A 13839-nucleotide genomic window follows, 5' to 3' on the forward strand; every position below is an offset into this window, starting at 1 on the left:
AGCCACGCGGTTCGACCCATCCATCATCAGGTCCGCGAGTCTTTCACTCGCGGACCTTTTTATTGCCATGAACGAAATCTCTGCCGAATCGATGCAGCCCACGCTGACGGGCTCGAGCGTCGAACTCCAGCCGTTACGCGAGGATCATGCGCAGGCGCTCGTCGGTGCCGCCGCCGACGGGCAATTGTGGAACCTGAAGCTGACCGTCGTGCCCGGCCCGGCGAGCATCGACGCTTATATCGCCCGCGCGCTGGCTGGCCGCGCGGCGGGCACCGTGATGCCGTTCGTGATCGTGCGGCGCGATGAGTCCGCACAGAGCGGCCGGATCGTCGGCAGCACGCGCTTCTGGAAGATCGACCGAGCGAACCGCAAGCTCGAAATCGGCCATACGTGGCTCGCGGAATCCGCGCAGCGCTCGACGGTGAATACCGAGGCGAAGTATCTGCTGCTGCGCCATGCGTTCGACGTGATGCAGTGCGTGCGCGTGCAGTTCACGACCGACGAACTCAACGACAAGTCGCGCGCGGCGATTCTGCGTATCGGCGCGAAGCAGGAAGGCGTGGTGCGGCACGAGCGCATCATGCCGGATGGACGCAAGCGCAACTCGGTGCGCTTTAGCATCATCGATGACGAATGGCCGGCCGTGAAGGCGATGCTGGAAGCGAAGCTGGCGGCGCGCTGAAGCGCGCGCTATGGCGGACGGGCGGCGCGCTTGTCGCGAGCCGCCCCGATTGACGTCAGACGTGCGCGTCGCGCTCGTTGAGCGGCGCGGCTTGCGGCGCCGCAAATTCATCGCTCGACGCTTTACCCGCGTGATGCCGGCGCACCCACAACGCGGTCAGGATCGGCACGAGAATCGCGGTCACGAGGCAGGCGGTCGCGACCATCGCGGTCGCGGCCGGCACCAGCGGTTTGAAGCTCGGAATCATGTCGGCGATGATCGACGGATTCGCGACCGCAGCCCCCGCCGTCGACGATGCAGCCAGGCCCGCCGCGCCATTACCGCCGGCGATCCAGCGGTCGGCGAAAATCAGCGGAATGCCGGTCACGACAATCACGCCGAGGCCGAGCAGGATGCCGGGCACGCCGCTCGTCACGATCACGTTCAGATCGATGCCGTTGCCGAGCGCGAAACCGAAGAACGGAATCAGCGGATGCACGCAGCGGCCGAACAGTTCGCGCAGCTCGCTATCGAAGTTGCCGAGCGCGAAGCCGATCAGAAACGGCAGCACCGCGCCAACGAACAGCCGCGGCTCGAAGAACGCAACACCCGTCGCGCCGAGAATGATCATGCTGATCAGCGGCCCCGATTCGACCGACATCAGCACGAACGCGCCCGCCTCTTCCTTCGTGCCGTACTGCTGCATCACGGCTGCGTACAGACCGCCGTTGGTCATGTCCATCGACGTGGTGATCGCGAGCATCGACAGCCCGGCGAACAGCCCGGTCTTGATTCCGTCGACGGGAATGAAGCGCGATGCGATCAGCGTGACGATCCACGCGACCAGCATCTTGGTGACGAGCAGCGTGCCCGATTTGCGCAGCACGACACCGGTCGCGCGCAGATCGATCGTCGCGCCCATGCAGAAGAACCACACCGCGAGGATCGGCACCGTGCCGGTAATGAGGCCGTTGGTAAACGAGCCGAAGTATTTGCCCGCGCCGGGCGCGAACGTGTGCACACAGGCGCCGAGCAACAGCGGCACCAGCATCAGGCCGCCAGGAATGCGGTCGATGGCCTTCTTGATTTTCATGCCTCCTCCGTGGACTTTCATGTCCCGTTGACGGGTGGATTACCCGGGGTTATGTCCCGTTCTGTGCCGGGCTCTCCCTGTCCGGCGCAATATAGCACCTTGAAAGGAACACTGTTCCGATTTCTTTTCGCATATCGTCCTATCGTTTACCCGCTACCTATCTACAGGCCGTACAGGGCTTGAGGACGCACATCAATATTTTCGGACCAACGTTCCGAAATGCGAATTCCTGCGTTACAGTCTCGGCATACAGCCTCGCCGCGCGGGCGCCGACAATCGACTGGAGAAGATCAATGGAAGTGAGACAGGCCATCAACAGCGAATACGCGAAAACACTCGACACCACCGGACTGCGCAACGAGTTCCTGGTCGAGCAGATTTTCGAGCGCGATGCACTGAAGCTCACCTATAGCCATATCGACCGGATCATCGTCGGCGGCGTGTGGCCGGTCGAGCGCGCGGTCGAAGTGCCCGCCTCGCTCGGCAAGTCGATCGGTGTGAACTATCTACTGGAGCGGCGCGAGCTTGGCGCGATCAATATCGGCGGCGACGGCTGGGTCGACGTCGACGGCACGCGCCACACCGTGCGCGGCGAAGAAGCGATCTATATCGGCAAGGGCGCGCAAGCGGTCGCGTTCGGCAGCGCCGATGCCGCGAATCCGGCGAAGTTCTATCTGAACTGCGCGCCCGCGCACACCACCTATCCGACCCGCACGATCTCGCTGGCCGAGGCATCGCCCGAAACGCTCGGCGACCCTGCCACCAGCAACCGCCGCACGATCCATAAATTCATCGTGCCCGAGGTGCTGCCGACCTGCCAGTTGTCGATGGGCATGACCAAGCTCGAACCGGGCAGCCTGTGGAACACAATGCCGTGCCATACGCACGAGCGCCGCATGGAGGTGTATTTCTATTTCAATGTCGCCGACGACGCGGCGGTCTTTCACATGATGGGCGAGCCGCACGAGACGCGGCATATCGTCGTGCGCAACGAGCAGGCGGTGATCTCGCCGAGCTGGTCGATCCATTCGGGGGTCGGCACGCGCGCGTACACGTTCATCTGGGGCATGGTCGGCGAGAACCAGGTGTTCAGCGACATGGATCATCTGAAGATCCGCGATCTGCGCTGAGGGCTCCGCGGTGCCCGGCCTGTTCTACGCAGCCTCCCCGTTTCGACGATTCACCTCGCACCCAATGAGTTTGAACACAGTGAACACTTTCGATCTGACCGGCAAGGTCGCCATCGTCACCGGCAGCAACACCGGGCTCGGCGCCGGCATGGCCATCGCACTCGCCGAAGCCGGCTGCGACATCGTCGGCGTGAGCCGCGCCGATGCGGGCGAAACGGCCGCGCGCGTCAAAGCCGCCGGGCGCCGTTTCGCGGACGTCCGTGCCGATCTGTCGTCGATCGCGCCGGTCGACGACATCGTGCGCGCCGCGCTCGAAGCATTCGGCCGCATCGATGTGCTCGTTAATAACGCGGGCATCATCCGCCGCGACGATGCGCTCGAATTCGGCGAGGACGACTGGGACGCGGTGATGGACGTGAACCTGAAGAGTCTGTTTTTTCTGTCACAGGCGGCCGCGCGCCAGTTCGTGCGTCAGGGCAGCGGCGGCAAGATCATTAACGTCGCGTCGATGCTGTCGTTCCAGGGCGGCATCCGGGTCGCGTCGTACACCGCGTCGAAAAGCGGCGTGCTGGGTCTGACGCGGCTGCTCGCGAACGAATGGGCGGCGCAACGCATCAACGTGAACGCGATCGCGCCGGGCTATATGGCGACCGCCAACACCGCCGCGTTGCGCGAGGACGCGCAGCGCAACGGCGAGATTCTCGGCCGCATTCCGGCCGGCCGCTGGGGCGAGCCGGCCGATCTCGCGGGACCGGTGGTTTTTCTCGCCTCGTCCGCGTCGGACTACGTGCACGGGCATACACTGGCAGTCGATGGCGGATGGCTCGCGCGCTAGCGCGCGAAGCGCTATGCTCTTGCGCCGGCGGCTGGAATCGCCGCCGGTTGGCACAGACAGGGAATGACAGACATGGCGGCAACGCAAACGCATCTGGCTAGATCGCACGACAATGCGTCACTCGACAGCACGCGGCCTCGCACCGAGGACAAGCCACGACAGAAAGCACGCGGCCACGCGCGCAAGGATGCCGCCGACGCATCGACACTCGATGTAGACAACGGGGAACGCGGCGAGTCGGCGTCGTCGGTCGGTCGCGTGTTCGCGATTCTCGGCGCGATTGGAGACACCGGGCAGATCGGCATCAGCGAGCTGTCACAACGGCTCGGCATGTCGAAGACCACCGTGCATCGCGTGATCCAGACGTTGAAGGCGCTCGGCTACGTGACCCAGGAAGCCGAAACCGAACGCTACCGGCTCACGATCCGTCTGTTCGAACTCGGCGCGAAGGCACTCGAAAGCGTGGATCTCGTGCGCGAGGCCGATACCGAAATGCGCCGCATCGGCCAGATGACGCGTGAAGCGATTCACCTCGGCGCATTCGACGAAGACGCGATTATCTATATCCACAAGATCGACGCCGACTACGGGCTGCGCATGCAGTCGCGGATCGGCCGGCGCAATCCGCTGCATAGCACGGCGATCGGCAAGGTATTGCTCGCGTGGATGGAGCCGGCCGACGCGCGCGACGTGCTCGCCCACATCGAATTCCGCAAGTCGACCCAGAAGACGCTGACCTGTGCCGAAGCGGTGCTGAGCATTCTGCCGCACGTGCGCGAACAGGGTTATGGCGAAGACAACGAGGAACAGGAAGAAGGTCTGCGATGCATCGCGGTGCCGGTGTTCGACCGCTTCGGCCACGTGATCGCGGGTCTGTCGATTTCGTTTCCGACGATGCGCTGCGGTGCCGACACGAAGCAGCACTATGTCGCGCTGCTGAAGCAGGCAGGACTCGCGATTTCGACACGGCTCGGCTATCGCGATGCGACCGCTACGGAGCCTGCGGCTACGCGGTAAAACGCGCGCGAGACTCGCATTCGATGCAGTCTCTCTCTGGTTCCGTTCGTCGCCCTCGTCCCCTTCGCCTCCTTACCTGCTCGCGCCTACCTCACTGAAGCTTAAGAGAAGCTGATGGCGCGACACGCGCGTTGTTGTTCATATCGTTCAGGTTGCCCCGACGAGCGTCATCGCCCTAGTCTGCAACTGAATGTATCCGCGCGATAGATCCACCACAAAAACGCACGCCCTGCTTTCTTCAACCACTGATCCAACAGTCATTCGACATCAGCGAGCGCGTCGTGCGTTGCTGAATGCAGCTCTTTTCATAACCCGTTCAAGGGTTTGCACAGCGGCTTAACAATCGCCTGTCATTTGAACGCGGCCTGTCCACGTTTGATCTACGCCATTCATTCCATTCGCATCGCGACATTGCCGTGCATGCGTATCGACACGTCCTGTTACACACAAACACACCGGTAACCGCGCTGCTCAGTAGAGTTCGTTCAAACGCAAGCGGTTCACTCGAATTCACATAAACCCACACACGCAAACAGGGAGTAACGTCATGAAGAAAATTTTCGCTCTGGTCATTCTGGCCGCCACGCTCGGCGGCACGTTGAGCGGCTGCATCGTGGTCCCGGACGAGCATCACGCTCACTACGATCACGACCACCACTATGACGACCACGGCCGCTATTGATCACTCGACAGAGCACGCACAGCCCATGCTGATGAGCGCACCTTGCGTATCTCATGAGCACGGCGTGCGGGTCTTTTACTCCACCGACAACATCGACAAAGAGAATAGAACATGAGTCACTCACGCAACCGCTGGATATCGTTGACGCTCGTCGCCGGCCTCGCGATCGGCGCATCGTCGGCCGCTTTCGCGCACGTCGACGTCGGCGTGAATATCGGTGTGCCGGGCATCGCGGTCGCACCCGCGGTGGTCGAAGCGCCGCCGCCCGTCTATGTGCAGCCCGAGCCGGTGTATGCGCCCCCGCCGCCGGCCGCGGTCGTGATCGCACCGGGCTGGTATGGCGATCGTTACTACGATGGTCACCGCTACTGGGAACGTCGCGAATGGGAACGCCATCACGGCGAATGGCACGACGCGCGCGGCCCGCATGGCGACTGGCACGACAACGGCTGGCACGGGCATGGGCACGATCACGACCACGGCCATTGATGACGCAACGGCGGCGTGGCCCACGCCGCCGTTGCACGCCCGCATCACTGGCATTCGCGCCAACTCATCGACAGGAGCGACGACGTGCTGAATAACGATCCAAGACGAGTGATGGCGCAGGTCGACGGTGCCGTCATCTGCGCCGAATACAGCGAGCTAACTGGTCAACTCTGTTTGCGTCAGGACGGCACGTTGCTGCGCGAATGGTTTCCGCCGCATTCGTGGATGGCGATCGCGTCGGTGGCTGGCGCGCGGCATTGGGGCACGCGGCCGACCGATGAGGACCTGCTGGCGCTGTTGCACAACGAAATGGCGTTGTTGCGCTCGTGATCTTGCGCGCTGCTTCAACACAGCGCGAAACGGCGCTGCGGCGGAGCCTGCCGATCGATCGAAGGCCCCGCGCGTTACTCAGCCATTACCGCCGTGATTGCATGTGCGCGCCGGCGATACCCACATAGTTCTCCGCCAGCACCGTTGCTGCCGTGCGCGAGCTCGTCACATATTCGAGTTCGGCAATCTGCAACTGCTGCTCGAACGGCGAAGCGCCTTCGATACGATGCAGCATGCTGGTCATCCAGTACGAGAAATGCTCGGCGCGCCAGATGCGCTTGAGCGCGGTTTCGCTGTAGCGATCGAGCAGATCCGTGCGGCTCTCCTTATAGAACGCGTCGAGCGCCTGGCTCAGCACATTCACGTCGGCAACCGCGAGGTTCATGCCCTTCGCGCCTGTCGGCGGCACGATATGCGCGGCGTCGCCGGCGAGGAACAGGCGCCCGTGCTGCATCGTCGCCGAAACGAAACTACGCATGCCGACGATGTTCTTCTGAAATATCTTGCCGTCGATGATCTTCTGGCCGTCGTGCGAGTCGGCCCGCGCATGCAGTTCCGCCCAGATGCGATCGTCGGACCAGTGATCGACCGAGTCCTTCGGATCGCACTGGAAGTACATGCGCTGCACGTTGTGCGAGCGCGTGCTGATCAGCGCGAAGCCGCGCTCGTGACGCGCGTAGATCAGTTCGTCCGACGACGGCGGCCCTTCGCACAGAATCCCGAACCAGCCGAACGGATAGACGCGTTCGAAGTCGCGACGCAGCGTCTGTGGAATTGCCGCGCGCGACACGCCTTGCGAGCCGTCACAGCCGATCACGAAGTCGCATTGCAGTTCGTGCTTCTCGCCTTCGTGGTGGTAGCGGATCGCCGGCGTATCGGTATCGATGCCGTGAATCGACGTATCCGATACACCGAAACGCAGCTCGGCGCCCGCGGCCATGCGCGCCGCGACGAGATCCTTGATCACTTCGTGCTGTGCATAAACCGTGATCGCATGACCTGTGAGATCGGTCAGATCGATGCGGTGACGCTTGCCATCGAACGCCAGCTCGAAGCCATGATGCAGCGCGCCTTCGGCTTTCATGCGCTCACCGAGACCCGTCTCGGTCAGCAGGTCCATCGTGCCCTGTTCGAGCACGCCGGCGCGGATGGTGGATTCGATCTGATCGCGGCTGCGCGTTTCAAGCACGACCGATTCGATACCGCGCAGATGAAGCAGGTGGGAAAGCAGCAGGCCGGCCGGCCCGGCACCGATGATGCCGACTTGAGTGCGCATGGATGTCTCCTGAATGCAGCGATGAAATTTGCGCTCAGTGTGACGATCGGGGCGTGTATCGCGCAACGCGATAAAACGGATAGGCCGTATCGCTTTATGAGATAAACGTTACGGTGCGCGGGTGCGCGAAACGGCTGATGATCGGACGCAAAGGCAGGCTGGGCGGGATTTCCCCGCGGTTCGACCGAGGTATGCGCCGATATGTCGGGACGGCACACTCCCCGCGTAAACCCCGATCCGCCCAGCCCGGCTCAGCTAGACGAGAAAAAGCCGGTACACCGGGTTTTTCGTCTCTTCCCAGCACGGATAACCCAGCGTCTCGATGAAGCGGTCGAATGCTTCGTTGTCGTTCGTGGGCACCTGAATACCGACGAGGATCGAACTGTAGTCCGCGCCCTGGTTGCGATAGTGGAACAGGCTGATGTTCCAGTCCGGCGCCATCGACGACAGGAATTTCATCAGTGCGCCCGGCCGCTCCGGAAACTCGAAGCGGAACAGCCGCTCGTCATGCGCGAGCGGCGAACGGCCGCCGACCATATAGCGGATGTGCTGCTTCGACAGTTCATCGAAGGTCAGATCGACGGTCGCGAAACCGTGCGCTTCGAATGCGCTGGCGATCTGCGCGGACTCGCTGCGATTTTTGATCTGCACGCCGACGAAGATATGCGCCGAGTTCGCATCCGCGATCCGGTAGTTGAATTCGGTGACGCTGCGTGTGCCGACCAGTTCGCAGAAGCGTTTGAAGCTGCCGCGCTCTTCGGGGATCGTCACCGCGAAAACCGCTTCGCGCGCTTCGCCCACTTCCGCGCGTTCGGCGACGAAGCGCATGCGGTCGAAGTTCATGTTCGCGCCCGACGTGATCGCGATCAGCGTCTGGTTCTCGATGCCTTCTCTTTCGGCGTACTGCTTCGCACCGGCCACCGCGAGCGAGCCCGCGGGTTCGAGCACGCTACGCGTGTCCTGGAACACGTCCTTGATCGCCGCGCACAGCGCATCGGTATTCACAAGCAGGACTTCATCGAGATATTCGCTGCACAGGCGGAAGGTTTCCTCGCCGACCAGCTTTACCGCGGTGCCGTCGGAGAACAGGCCGACTTCGTTCAAGGTCACCCGTTCACCTGCTTTCAGCGACGCGGCCATCGCGCACGAATCGTCGGTCTGCACGCCGATCACCTTGATCTCCGGGCGCACCGCTTTCACGTACGCGGCGACACCCGCCGCGAGACCGCCGCCGCCGATCGGCACGAAGATCGCGTGAATCGGGCCCTGATGCTGGCTGAGGATTTCCATCGCGACGGTGCCCTGGCCCGCGATCACATACGGATCGTCGAACGGATGCACGAAGGTCAGATCGCGCTCCTGCTGCAACTTGACCGCGTGCGTGTACGCATCGCTATACGATTCACCGGACTGCACGACCTCGACAGTTGGCCCGCCATGCGTGCGGATCGCGTCGACCTTTACCTGCGGCGTGGTCACCGGCACGACGATGATCGCTTTCACGCCCAGACGTGCCGCCGACAATGCGACACCCTGTGCATGATTGCCCGCTGATGCGGTGATCACGCCACGCCCCAATGCATCGGCCGGAATGTGCGCCATCTTGTTGTACGCGCCGCGCAGCTTGAACGAGAACACCGGCTGGTTATCCTCGCGCTTCAGATAGACCGGGTTGCGTAAGCGCGCCGACAGGTTCGGTGCGCGTTCGAGTTCGGTCTCGCGCGCCACGTCGTAGACGCGCGCGGTCAGGGTCTTTTTCAGGTAGTCGTCGCAAGACGCAACGCGCTCAGCGGCCGCGGCGGCCTGGTCGAGTTCGGTTAACAGCAAGGCAAGCTCCTGGTTGGCAACATACGATGCAGCGGCGACGCAATAACGAAGTGGCTGCGATCGGGATCGATCGACTGCGGAGTCGCCAGGAGGCAGGCAGGAAAGCGGACATAAAAAAACCCGCCTCTGCTGGCGGGTTTATGTGTCACTGCGATTCGACGCGCGCTAACCCACCATTCGATGAATGATGCTAATAATCAGCGCAATACGGATGTCGAGGCAGTTCATGGCGGCGATCTTCGTCGAGTTGCCTGGCTTTGTCAATCCCTCGGACTCAGCATTGCTGTGCCTGCGCGATGGCACGCGTTCGGTTGCGCGCCTCGCTCAATGCACCGCACGGTGCTCAATTCTGCACGCCGCTCTGCTTCCTGAACGCGGTGAGAATGCGCTGCTCGAGCGCGTCGTAATCGCCGCCAAAGTGATGATCGCCCGACGTGCGAATCACCGCGATACCGGTCTTGCCCAGCGTCGGACACAGCGTGTCGGCTTCGTTCTCGCCATAGAAGCACTGCACGATCGACGGCGGCAGATGCGCCAGCTCCGGCTTCACGTTCAGCGCCTTATCGCTGGCGGGCATGCCGAGCCAACCGCCGACGCGAATCTGGAAATCGGCGTCGGGTGCGAAGCCGAGCAGCGAGATCAGCGATACCTTCGCGCGCAACTCTTCCGGCAGACGGTTGTACGCAAACGGCATCACGTCGGCGCCGAACGAATAGCCGACGAGCGCGATGTGTTGCGCGTGCCAGCGCGCGCCATAGGTTTGCATCACGCGCGCGAGGTCGCGGCTCGTCTGCGCGGGCGGCTTCTCGCTCCAGAAATAACGCAGGCTGTCCCAGCCGATCACCGACACGCCATCTTTCTGCAGCGCCTGCGCAATCGTCTTGTCGAGATCGCGCCAGCCGCCGTCGCCGGAAATCACGATCGCCATCAGGCCGTTCGGGTGCGCGGCAGGCAGTTCGATCAGCGGCAGATCGGACACGTCGTCAGCGTTCGTCGATAGCGATTGCAGATGCGGCGTGACCAGCGCAACGAGGCGCGCGCGATCGGCATCGCCGGTATTCGCCTTTTCGACGAAGCCTGGTACCTTGTCGCGGATCACGGTCGGATCCGGCGGGCATGGCTGGAAGCGTGCGTCGAGCGTCGGGTCGGCAGCAATGGATACCGCGCCGGCAATCGTATTCGACGGAGCCTGTTCGAGCACGTGCATCGCGAGCGTCGCGCCCTGCCCTGTGCCTGCGACGATCGGCGCGAAATAGCGGCTCGACTGCGACTGCCGTTCGAGCTGATGACTCAACGCTTCGGCGTCGCCCACCAGTTGATGGCAGGTTTCCTTGCTCGCTTTCAGGTGTTGCGCGTAACGCGCGGTATCCACACCGACGGTCATCGCGCCGGCCTTCGCGAGCGCATCTGCGCTTTGCTGATCGGCCGCGCTCCAGCCGCTCGCCTGCGAATACAGCACGACGAAGCCGCGCAACGGCCCATCGGGCTGCGTCACCTGCACGTCGCCATAGCGGCCGCCGGGCACGGTGGTGGTTGCCGCCTGCGCGAGCGCGCCGCAGCTCAGAACGCCGGCCGCGATCGCGAGCCGGAACAACGGATGCAATGTCATGAACGCCGGCCTCCTGCCAGCAACGACAGGTCCGCGAGCGTGAAGAACACGCCGACCGAACCCGATGCCGCGAGATAGCGCGGCTCCCAGTGCGGCTGGAACTTGCTCTTGAAAGCACGCAGACCGCGGAAGTTATAGAAACGGCCGCCGAAGCGCCACACGATGCCGGCGACGCGATGCCAACGCGATGCGAGCGGCGTCGGCCGCATGCCGGACAGCGGCGCGATGCCGAGACTCAGCGAACGGAAGCCCGCCTGCTTCAGATGCAGCGCAAGCTGCGTGAACAGATATTCCATCGCGTACGGCGACGCGCTTTCGACATGGCGCATCACGCCGACAGTCGCCTCGGTGTTCAGATCGGTCGTCATGAAGGTCACGAACGCGACCGGCTCGCCATTCTGACGCACCAGCATCACCGATTGCGCGGCCAGGTATTCGTCATTGAACGCCGCGACCGAGAAGCTCTTCTCGCGCGCATCGCGGCTGCCGAGCCAGCCGTCGGAAATCCCGCGCAACGTTTCGAGCGAAGCCGGCACGTGCGCCTGATCGATCACCTCGACCGTGAAGCCATCGCGCTCGCCGCGCTTTAACGCATAGCGCAGATGCGCGCGATGCGAGCCCTTCAGATCGAAATCGTCGAGTACGACATGCGCTTCCTCGCCGAGCTTCATCAGCGTCAGGCCCGCGTCGAGATACAGCGGCAACGCGTTCGCGCGCACCTGGTAGAACGCCGCGCGCCCGCCATGCTGATGCGCGAGCGCGACGAACTTGCTGATCAGGCCGGCCCACTCGTCGCGCGGCCCGACCGGATCGTGCAGCGCGGCCCATGTGCGGCCGTACTTCGCGTACATCAGGAACGCCTTGCGCGACTCCGAAAACAGGAAGCTCTTGTCGCCCATCAGCGCGAGGCCGGCATCGCTGCGTTCCTGCGCGCGCACGATGAGCGCGGCGTCGTGCAGATCCTCGGGCGCCGGCTTGACGAAGCGGCCCGGCGCCGGACGCAGCAACTGCCAGAACGAGAACGTCGCGGCGAACAGGCTCGCCGCCAGCGTCGCGCGCAGCGCGCGCGGCGCGCGCTCGTCGAACGCGAATTGCCACCACAGATCGCGCGTGTACGGCACGTCACGGAACGCGAACAGCATCACCCACGTCGCGAGCATCAGCACCATCGCGACCGACACGAGCCAACCCGCGGTGAAGCGCTCGGCAAACAGCGACGAATGGCGGTTGAAGCGCTTGCGCGTCGCGAGCAGCAGCACGATCAGCATGCCGAGCACGCCCGCCTCGACGAATGCGAGACCCTTGGTCAGCGACAGCGCGAGGCTCGCCACCGCGAGCGCGAGCGTCATCCACCAGGCGGCGTCGAGCCGCCGCAGCAGGCCGCGCGCGACGAACAGCAGCAGCACGCCGAGCACGCTGCACAGCATCTGCGAGCTTTCGAGCACCCACAGCGGCACGATGCCGCGCAGGACATGAATGCGTTGCCAGAACGCCGGCGTCGCGCTCGAAATCACCAGCATGCCGCCGACCACGAACGTGACGAGGCTCAGAAACAGCGGCGCGAGTTCCGACACACGCTCTGCCTGCAGCAGCGACAGGCGGCTCTTCAGCGCGCGGCCTTCGAAGCCCGCCAGCAGCGCCGCCGACACGATCAGCGGCACGCCGAAATAGATCGCGCGATAGGCAAGCAGCGCGGCAACCATCTGCTGCATCGGCACGCTGCCGCTCAGCGTGAATACCATCGCCGCCTCGAACACGCCGACCCCGCCGGGCGTATGACCGATCAGGCCGAGCAGCATCGCGGCCGCATAAACAGTGATAAAGCCGACGAAGCTCACGTTCGTGTGCGGCAGCACCGCCCACAGCGCAAGGCCGGCGGCGACCACATCGAGCACCGCGAGCGCGACCTGCGCGAGCAGATCGCGGCGCGCCGGAATATCGAACGACAGCCATTGCCAGCGCGTGCGTACCGGCCGCGTGTCGCGGCGGCACGCGGCAGCCGCGAGCACCAGCGCGAGCAGCAGCGCGGCCCCGCCGCAGCGCAGCGCGGGTGGACTCAGGTGCAGCATCGGCGCCAGCTGACCGGCCATGCCCAGCATGCCGAGCGCGGTCATCAGCACCAGCGCGAGCGCGAGCGACACGCTGGTGAACACCGTCATGCGGCCGATCTGCACCGGCGTCACGTTCGCGACGCCATAGACGCGCGCGCGCACCGCCCCGCCCGTCAGCGCGCCGAAACCGGTCACGTTGCCGAGCGCGGAGCCCGCGGTCGCGCCGACCCACAGCGCGGCGCGTGGCACGCTCGTGCCGAGATAGCGCAGCCCGACCGCATCGCGCCCGACCAGTGCCAGATAGCTGAGCGCGGTCGCACCAAGCGCACCGGCCCACTCACCCGCCGACAGATCGCGCAATTCGCGTATCACCGAGCGATAGTCGACCGCTTCCGACAGATGCTGCAGCACGACCAGCAGCAGCCCGCAAATGACGAGCGCGAGCACGGGTGACAGAAGTCCCCGGCTGCACAGCGCTTTCGAGGCCTGGCGGAGCATCACGCCCGGGCGCTCGAAGCTGTGTTGAAGTCGATGAAACATGGTCAATGCGGGCCTTGCGAGAGGAGCAGCGGCGACGGGTCGTCGCGCGCGGTATCGCCTGTTTCGACGATTACAAAGTGATAACGGCAAAGCGGGCAAAAGGTTGACAGCGCGCGCGATTTTGCTGACGGGGTCAGTTGCGCGGCGAACCGGCCGCAGGACGGGATTGTGATGCTCCAGGCCGCGCTCACGACATCGGGGTTTGCGCAGGAGTAAGGGAAAACGACAAGTGATGAAGGCGATCAGAAAGCAAAATGCCCGCTGTTCGAGCGGGCATCGTTGTGATGCATAGGGCCTTG

The 13839-nt window shown here is 63.9% G+C and carries 12 protein-coding genes; 7 read left to right on the forward strand and 5 right to left on the reverse strand.

All coding sequences use genetic code 11. The annotated features are described in order from the left end of the window. The first annotated feature begins 67 nt into the window (after window positions 1–67). Window positions 68–682 (forward strand): GNAT family N-acetyltransferase, encoded by a 615-nt coding sequence (locus L0U82_RS09590; protein ID WP_233830327.1) that lies wholly within the window; start codon window positions 68–70, stop codon window positions 680–682. Between the two features lie 55 nt (window positions 683–737). Here the strand turns inward: L0U82_RS09590 and kdgT are convergent, their stop codons facing one another. Continuing rightward, window positions 738–1754, reverse strand: a complete 1017-nt coding sequence (kdgT, locus tag L0U82_RS09595) for a 2-keto-3-deoxygluconate transporter (protein WP_233830329.1) — start codon at window positions 1752–1754, stop codon at window positions 738–740. Between the two features lie 293 nt (window positions 1755–2047). Here kdgT and kduI point away from each other — a divergent pair, with 293 nt between their 5' ends. From kduI to L0U82_RS09620, 6 genes are all read left to right on the forward strand, one after another. Further along, window positions 2048–2884: a 5-dehydro-4-deoxy-D-glucuronate isomerase gene (kduI, locus tag L0U82_RS09600; RefSeq protein WP_233830331.1), complete on the forward strand. Its 837-nt coding sequence runs from the start codon at window positions 2048–2050 to the stop codon at window positions 2882–2884. Between the two features lie 64 nt (window positions 2885–2948). Then, a complete protein-coding gene (gene kduD, locus L0U82_RS09605) occupies window positions 2949–3719 on the forward strand; it encodes a 2-dehydro-3-deoxy-D-gluconate 5-dehydrogenase KduD (RefSeq protein ID WP_233830333.1) in 771 nt (256 codons plus the stop codon). A 72-nt stretch (window positions 3720–3791) separates the two neighbouring features. Then, window positions 3792–4736, forward strand: a complete 945-nt coding sequence (gene kdgR / locus L0U82_RS09610; RefSeq protein ID WP_233830335.1) for a DNA-binding transcriptional regulator KdgR — start codon at window positions 3792–3794, stop codon at window positions 4734–4736. Window positions 4737–5283: 547 nt separating this feature from the next. Next, a complete protein-coding gene (locus tag L0U82_RS39705) occupies window positions 5284–5418 on the forward strand; it encodes a hypothetical protein (protein WP_267929329.1) in 135 nt (44 codons plus the stop codon). A 111-nt stretch (window positions 5419–5529) separates the two neighbouring features. Continuing rightward, window positions 5530–5907: a hypothetical protein gene (locus L0U82_RS09615; RefSeq protein ID WP_233830337.1), complete on the forward strand. Its 378-nt coding sequence runs from the start codon at window positions 5530–5532 to the stop codon at window positions 5905–5907. Between the two features lie 84 nt (window positions 5908–5991). Then, window positions 5992–6237, forward strand: a complete 246-nt coding sequence (locus tag L0U82_RS09620) for a hypothetical protein (RefSeq protein WP_233830339.1) — start codon at window positions 5992–5994, stop codon at window positions 6235–6237. An 85-nt stretch (window positions 6238–6322) separates the two neighbouring features. On the opposite strand, the gene L0U82_RS09625 is transcribed toward L0U82_RS09620, so the two are convergent. From L0U82_RS09625 to mprF, 4 genes are all read right to left on the reverse strand, one after another. Further along, window positions 6323–7513: a 4-hydroxybenzoate 3-monooxygenase gene (locus tag L0U82_RS09625; RefSeq protein ID WP_233830341.1), complete on the reverse strand. Its 1191-nt coding sequence runs from the start codon at window positions 7511–7513 to the stop codon at window positions 6323–6325. 255 nt (window positions 7514–7768) lie between these two features. Beyond that, complete coding sequence (gene ilvA / locus L0U82_RS09630; protein WP_233830343.1) at window positions 7769–9340, reverse strand: threonine ammonia-lyase, biosynthetic; 1572 nt, start codon at window positions 9338–9340, stop codon at window positions 7769–7771. Between the two features lie 343 nt (window positions 9341–9683). After that, entirely contained in the window at window positions 9684–10949 is a 1266-nt protein-coding gene (locus L0U82_RS09635; RefSeq protein ID WP_233830346.1) for a virulence factor family protein, read from the reverse strand. Further along, window positions 10946–13498 carry a bifunctional lysylphosphatidylglycerol flippase/synthetase MprF gene (mprF, locus tag L0U82_RS09640; protein WP_442793634.1) on the reverse strand — a complete coding sequence of 851 codons (2553 nt, stop codon included), beginning with the start codon at window positions 13496–13498 and terminating at the stop codon, window positions 10946–10948. The genes L0U82_RS09635 and mprF overlap by 4 nt, the downstream gene beginning before the upstream one ends. Between the last annotated feature and the right edge of the window lie 341 nt (window positions 13499–13839).

Origin of the sequence: Paraburkholderia sp. ZP32-5 (genome assembly GCF_021390495.1) — a bacterium.
GTDB lineage: Bacteria > Pseudomonadota > Gammaproteobacteria > Burkholderiales > Burkholderiaceae > Paraburkholderia.

Coding starts and splice junctions, on each gene's coding strand:
- L0U82_RS09590 (WP_233830327.1), top strand. CDS start 68: ATGAACGAAATCTCTGCCGAATCGATGCAGCCCACGCTGACGGGCTCG.
- kdgT (WP_233830329.1), bottom strand. CDS start 1,754: ATGAAAATCAAGAAGGCCATCGACCGCATTCCTGGCGGCCTGATGCTG.
- kduI (WP_233830331.1), top strand. CDS start 2,048: ATGGAAGTGAGACAGGCCATCAACAGCGAATACGCGAAAACACTCGAC.
- kduD (WP_233830333.1), top strand. CDS start 2,949: ATGAGTTTGAACACAGTGAACACTTTCGATCTGACCGGCAAGGTCGCC.
- kdgR (WP_233830335.1), top strand. CDS start 3,792: ATGGCGGCAACGCAAACGCATCTGGCTAGATCGCACGACAATGCGTCA.
- L0U82_RS39705 (WP_267929329.1), top strand. CDS start 5,284: ATGAAGAAAATTTTCGCTCTGGTCATTCTGGCCGCCACGCTCGGCGGC.
- L0U82_RS09615 (WP_233830337.1), top strand. CDS start 5,530: ATGAGTCACTCACGCAACCGCTGGATATCGTTGACGCTCGTCGCCGGC.
- L0U82_RS09625 (WP_233830341.1), bottom strand. CDS start 7,513: ATGCGCACTCAAGTCGGCATCATCGGTGCCGGGCCGGCCGGCCTGCTG.
- L0U82_RS09635 (WP_233830346.1), bottom strand. CDS start 10,949: ATGACATTGCATCCGTTGTTCCGGCTCGCGATCGCGGCCGGCGTTCTG.
- mprF (WP_442793634.1), bottom strand. CDS start 13,498: ATGCTCCGCCAGGCCTCGAAAGCGCTGTGCAGCCGGGGACTTCTGTCA.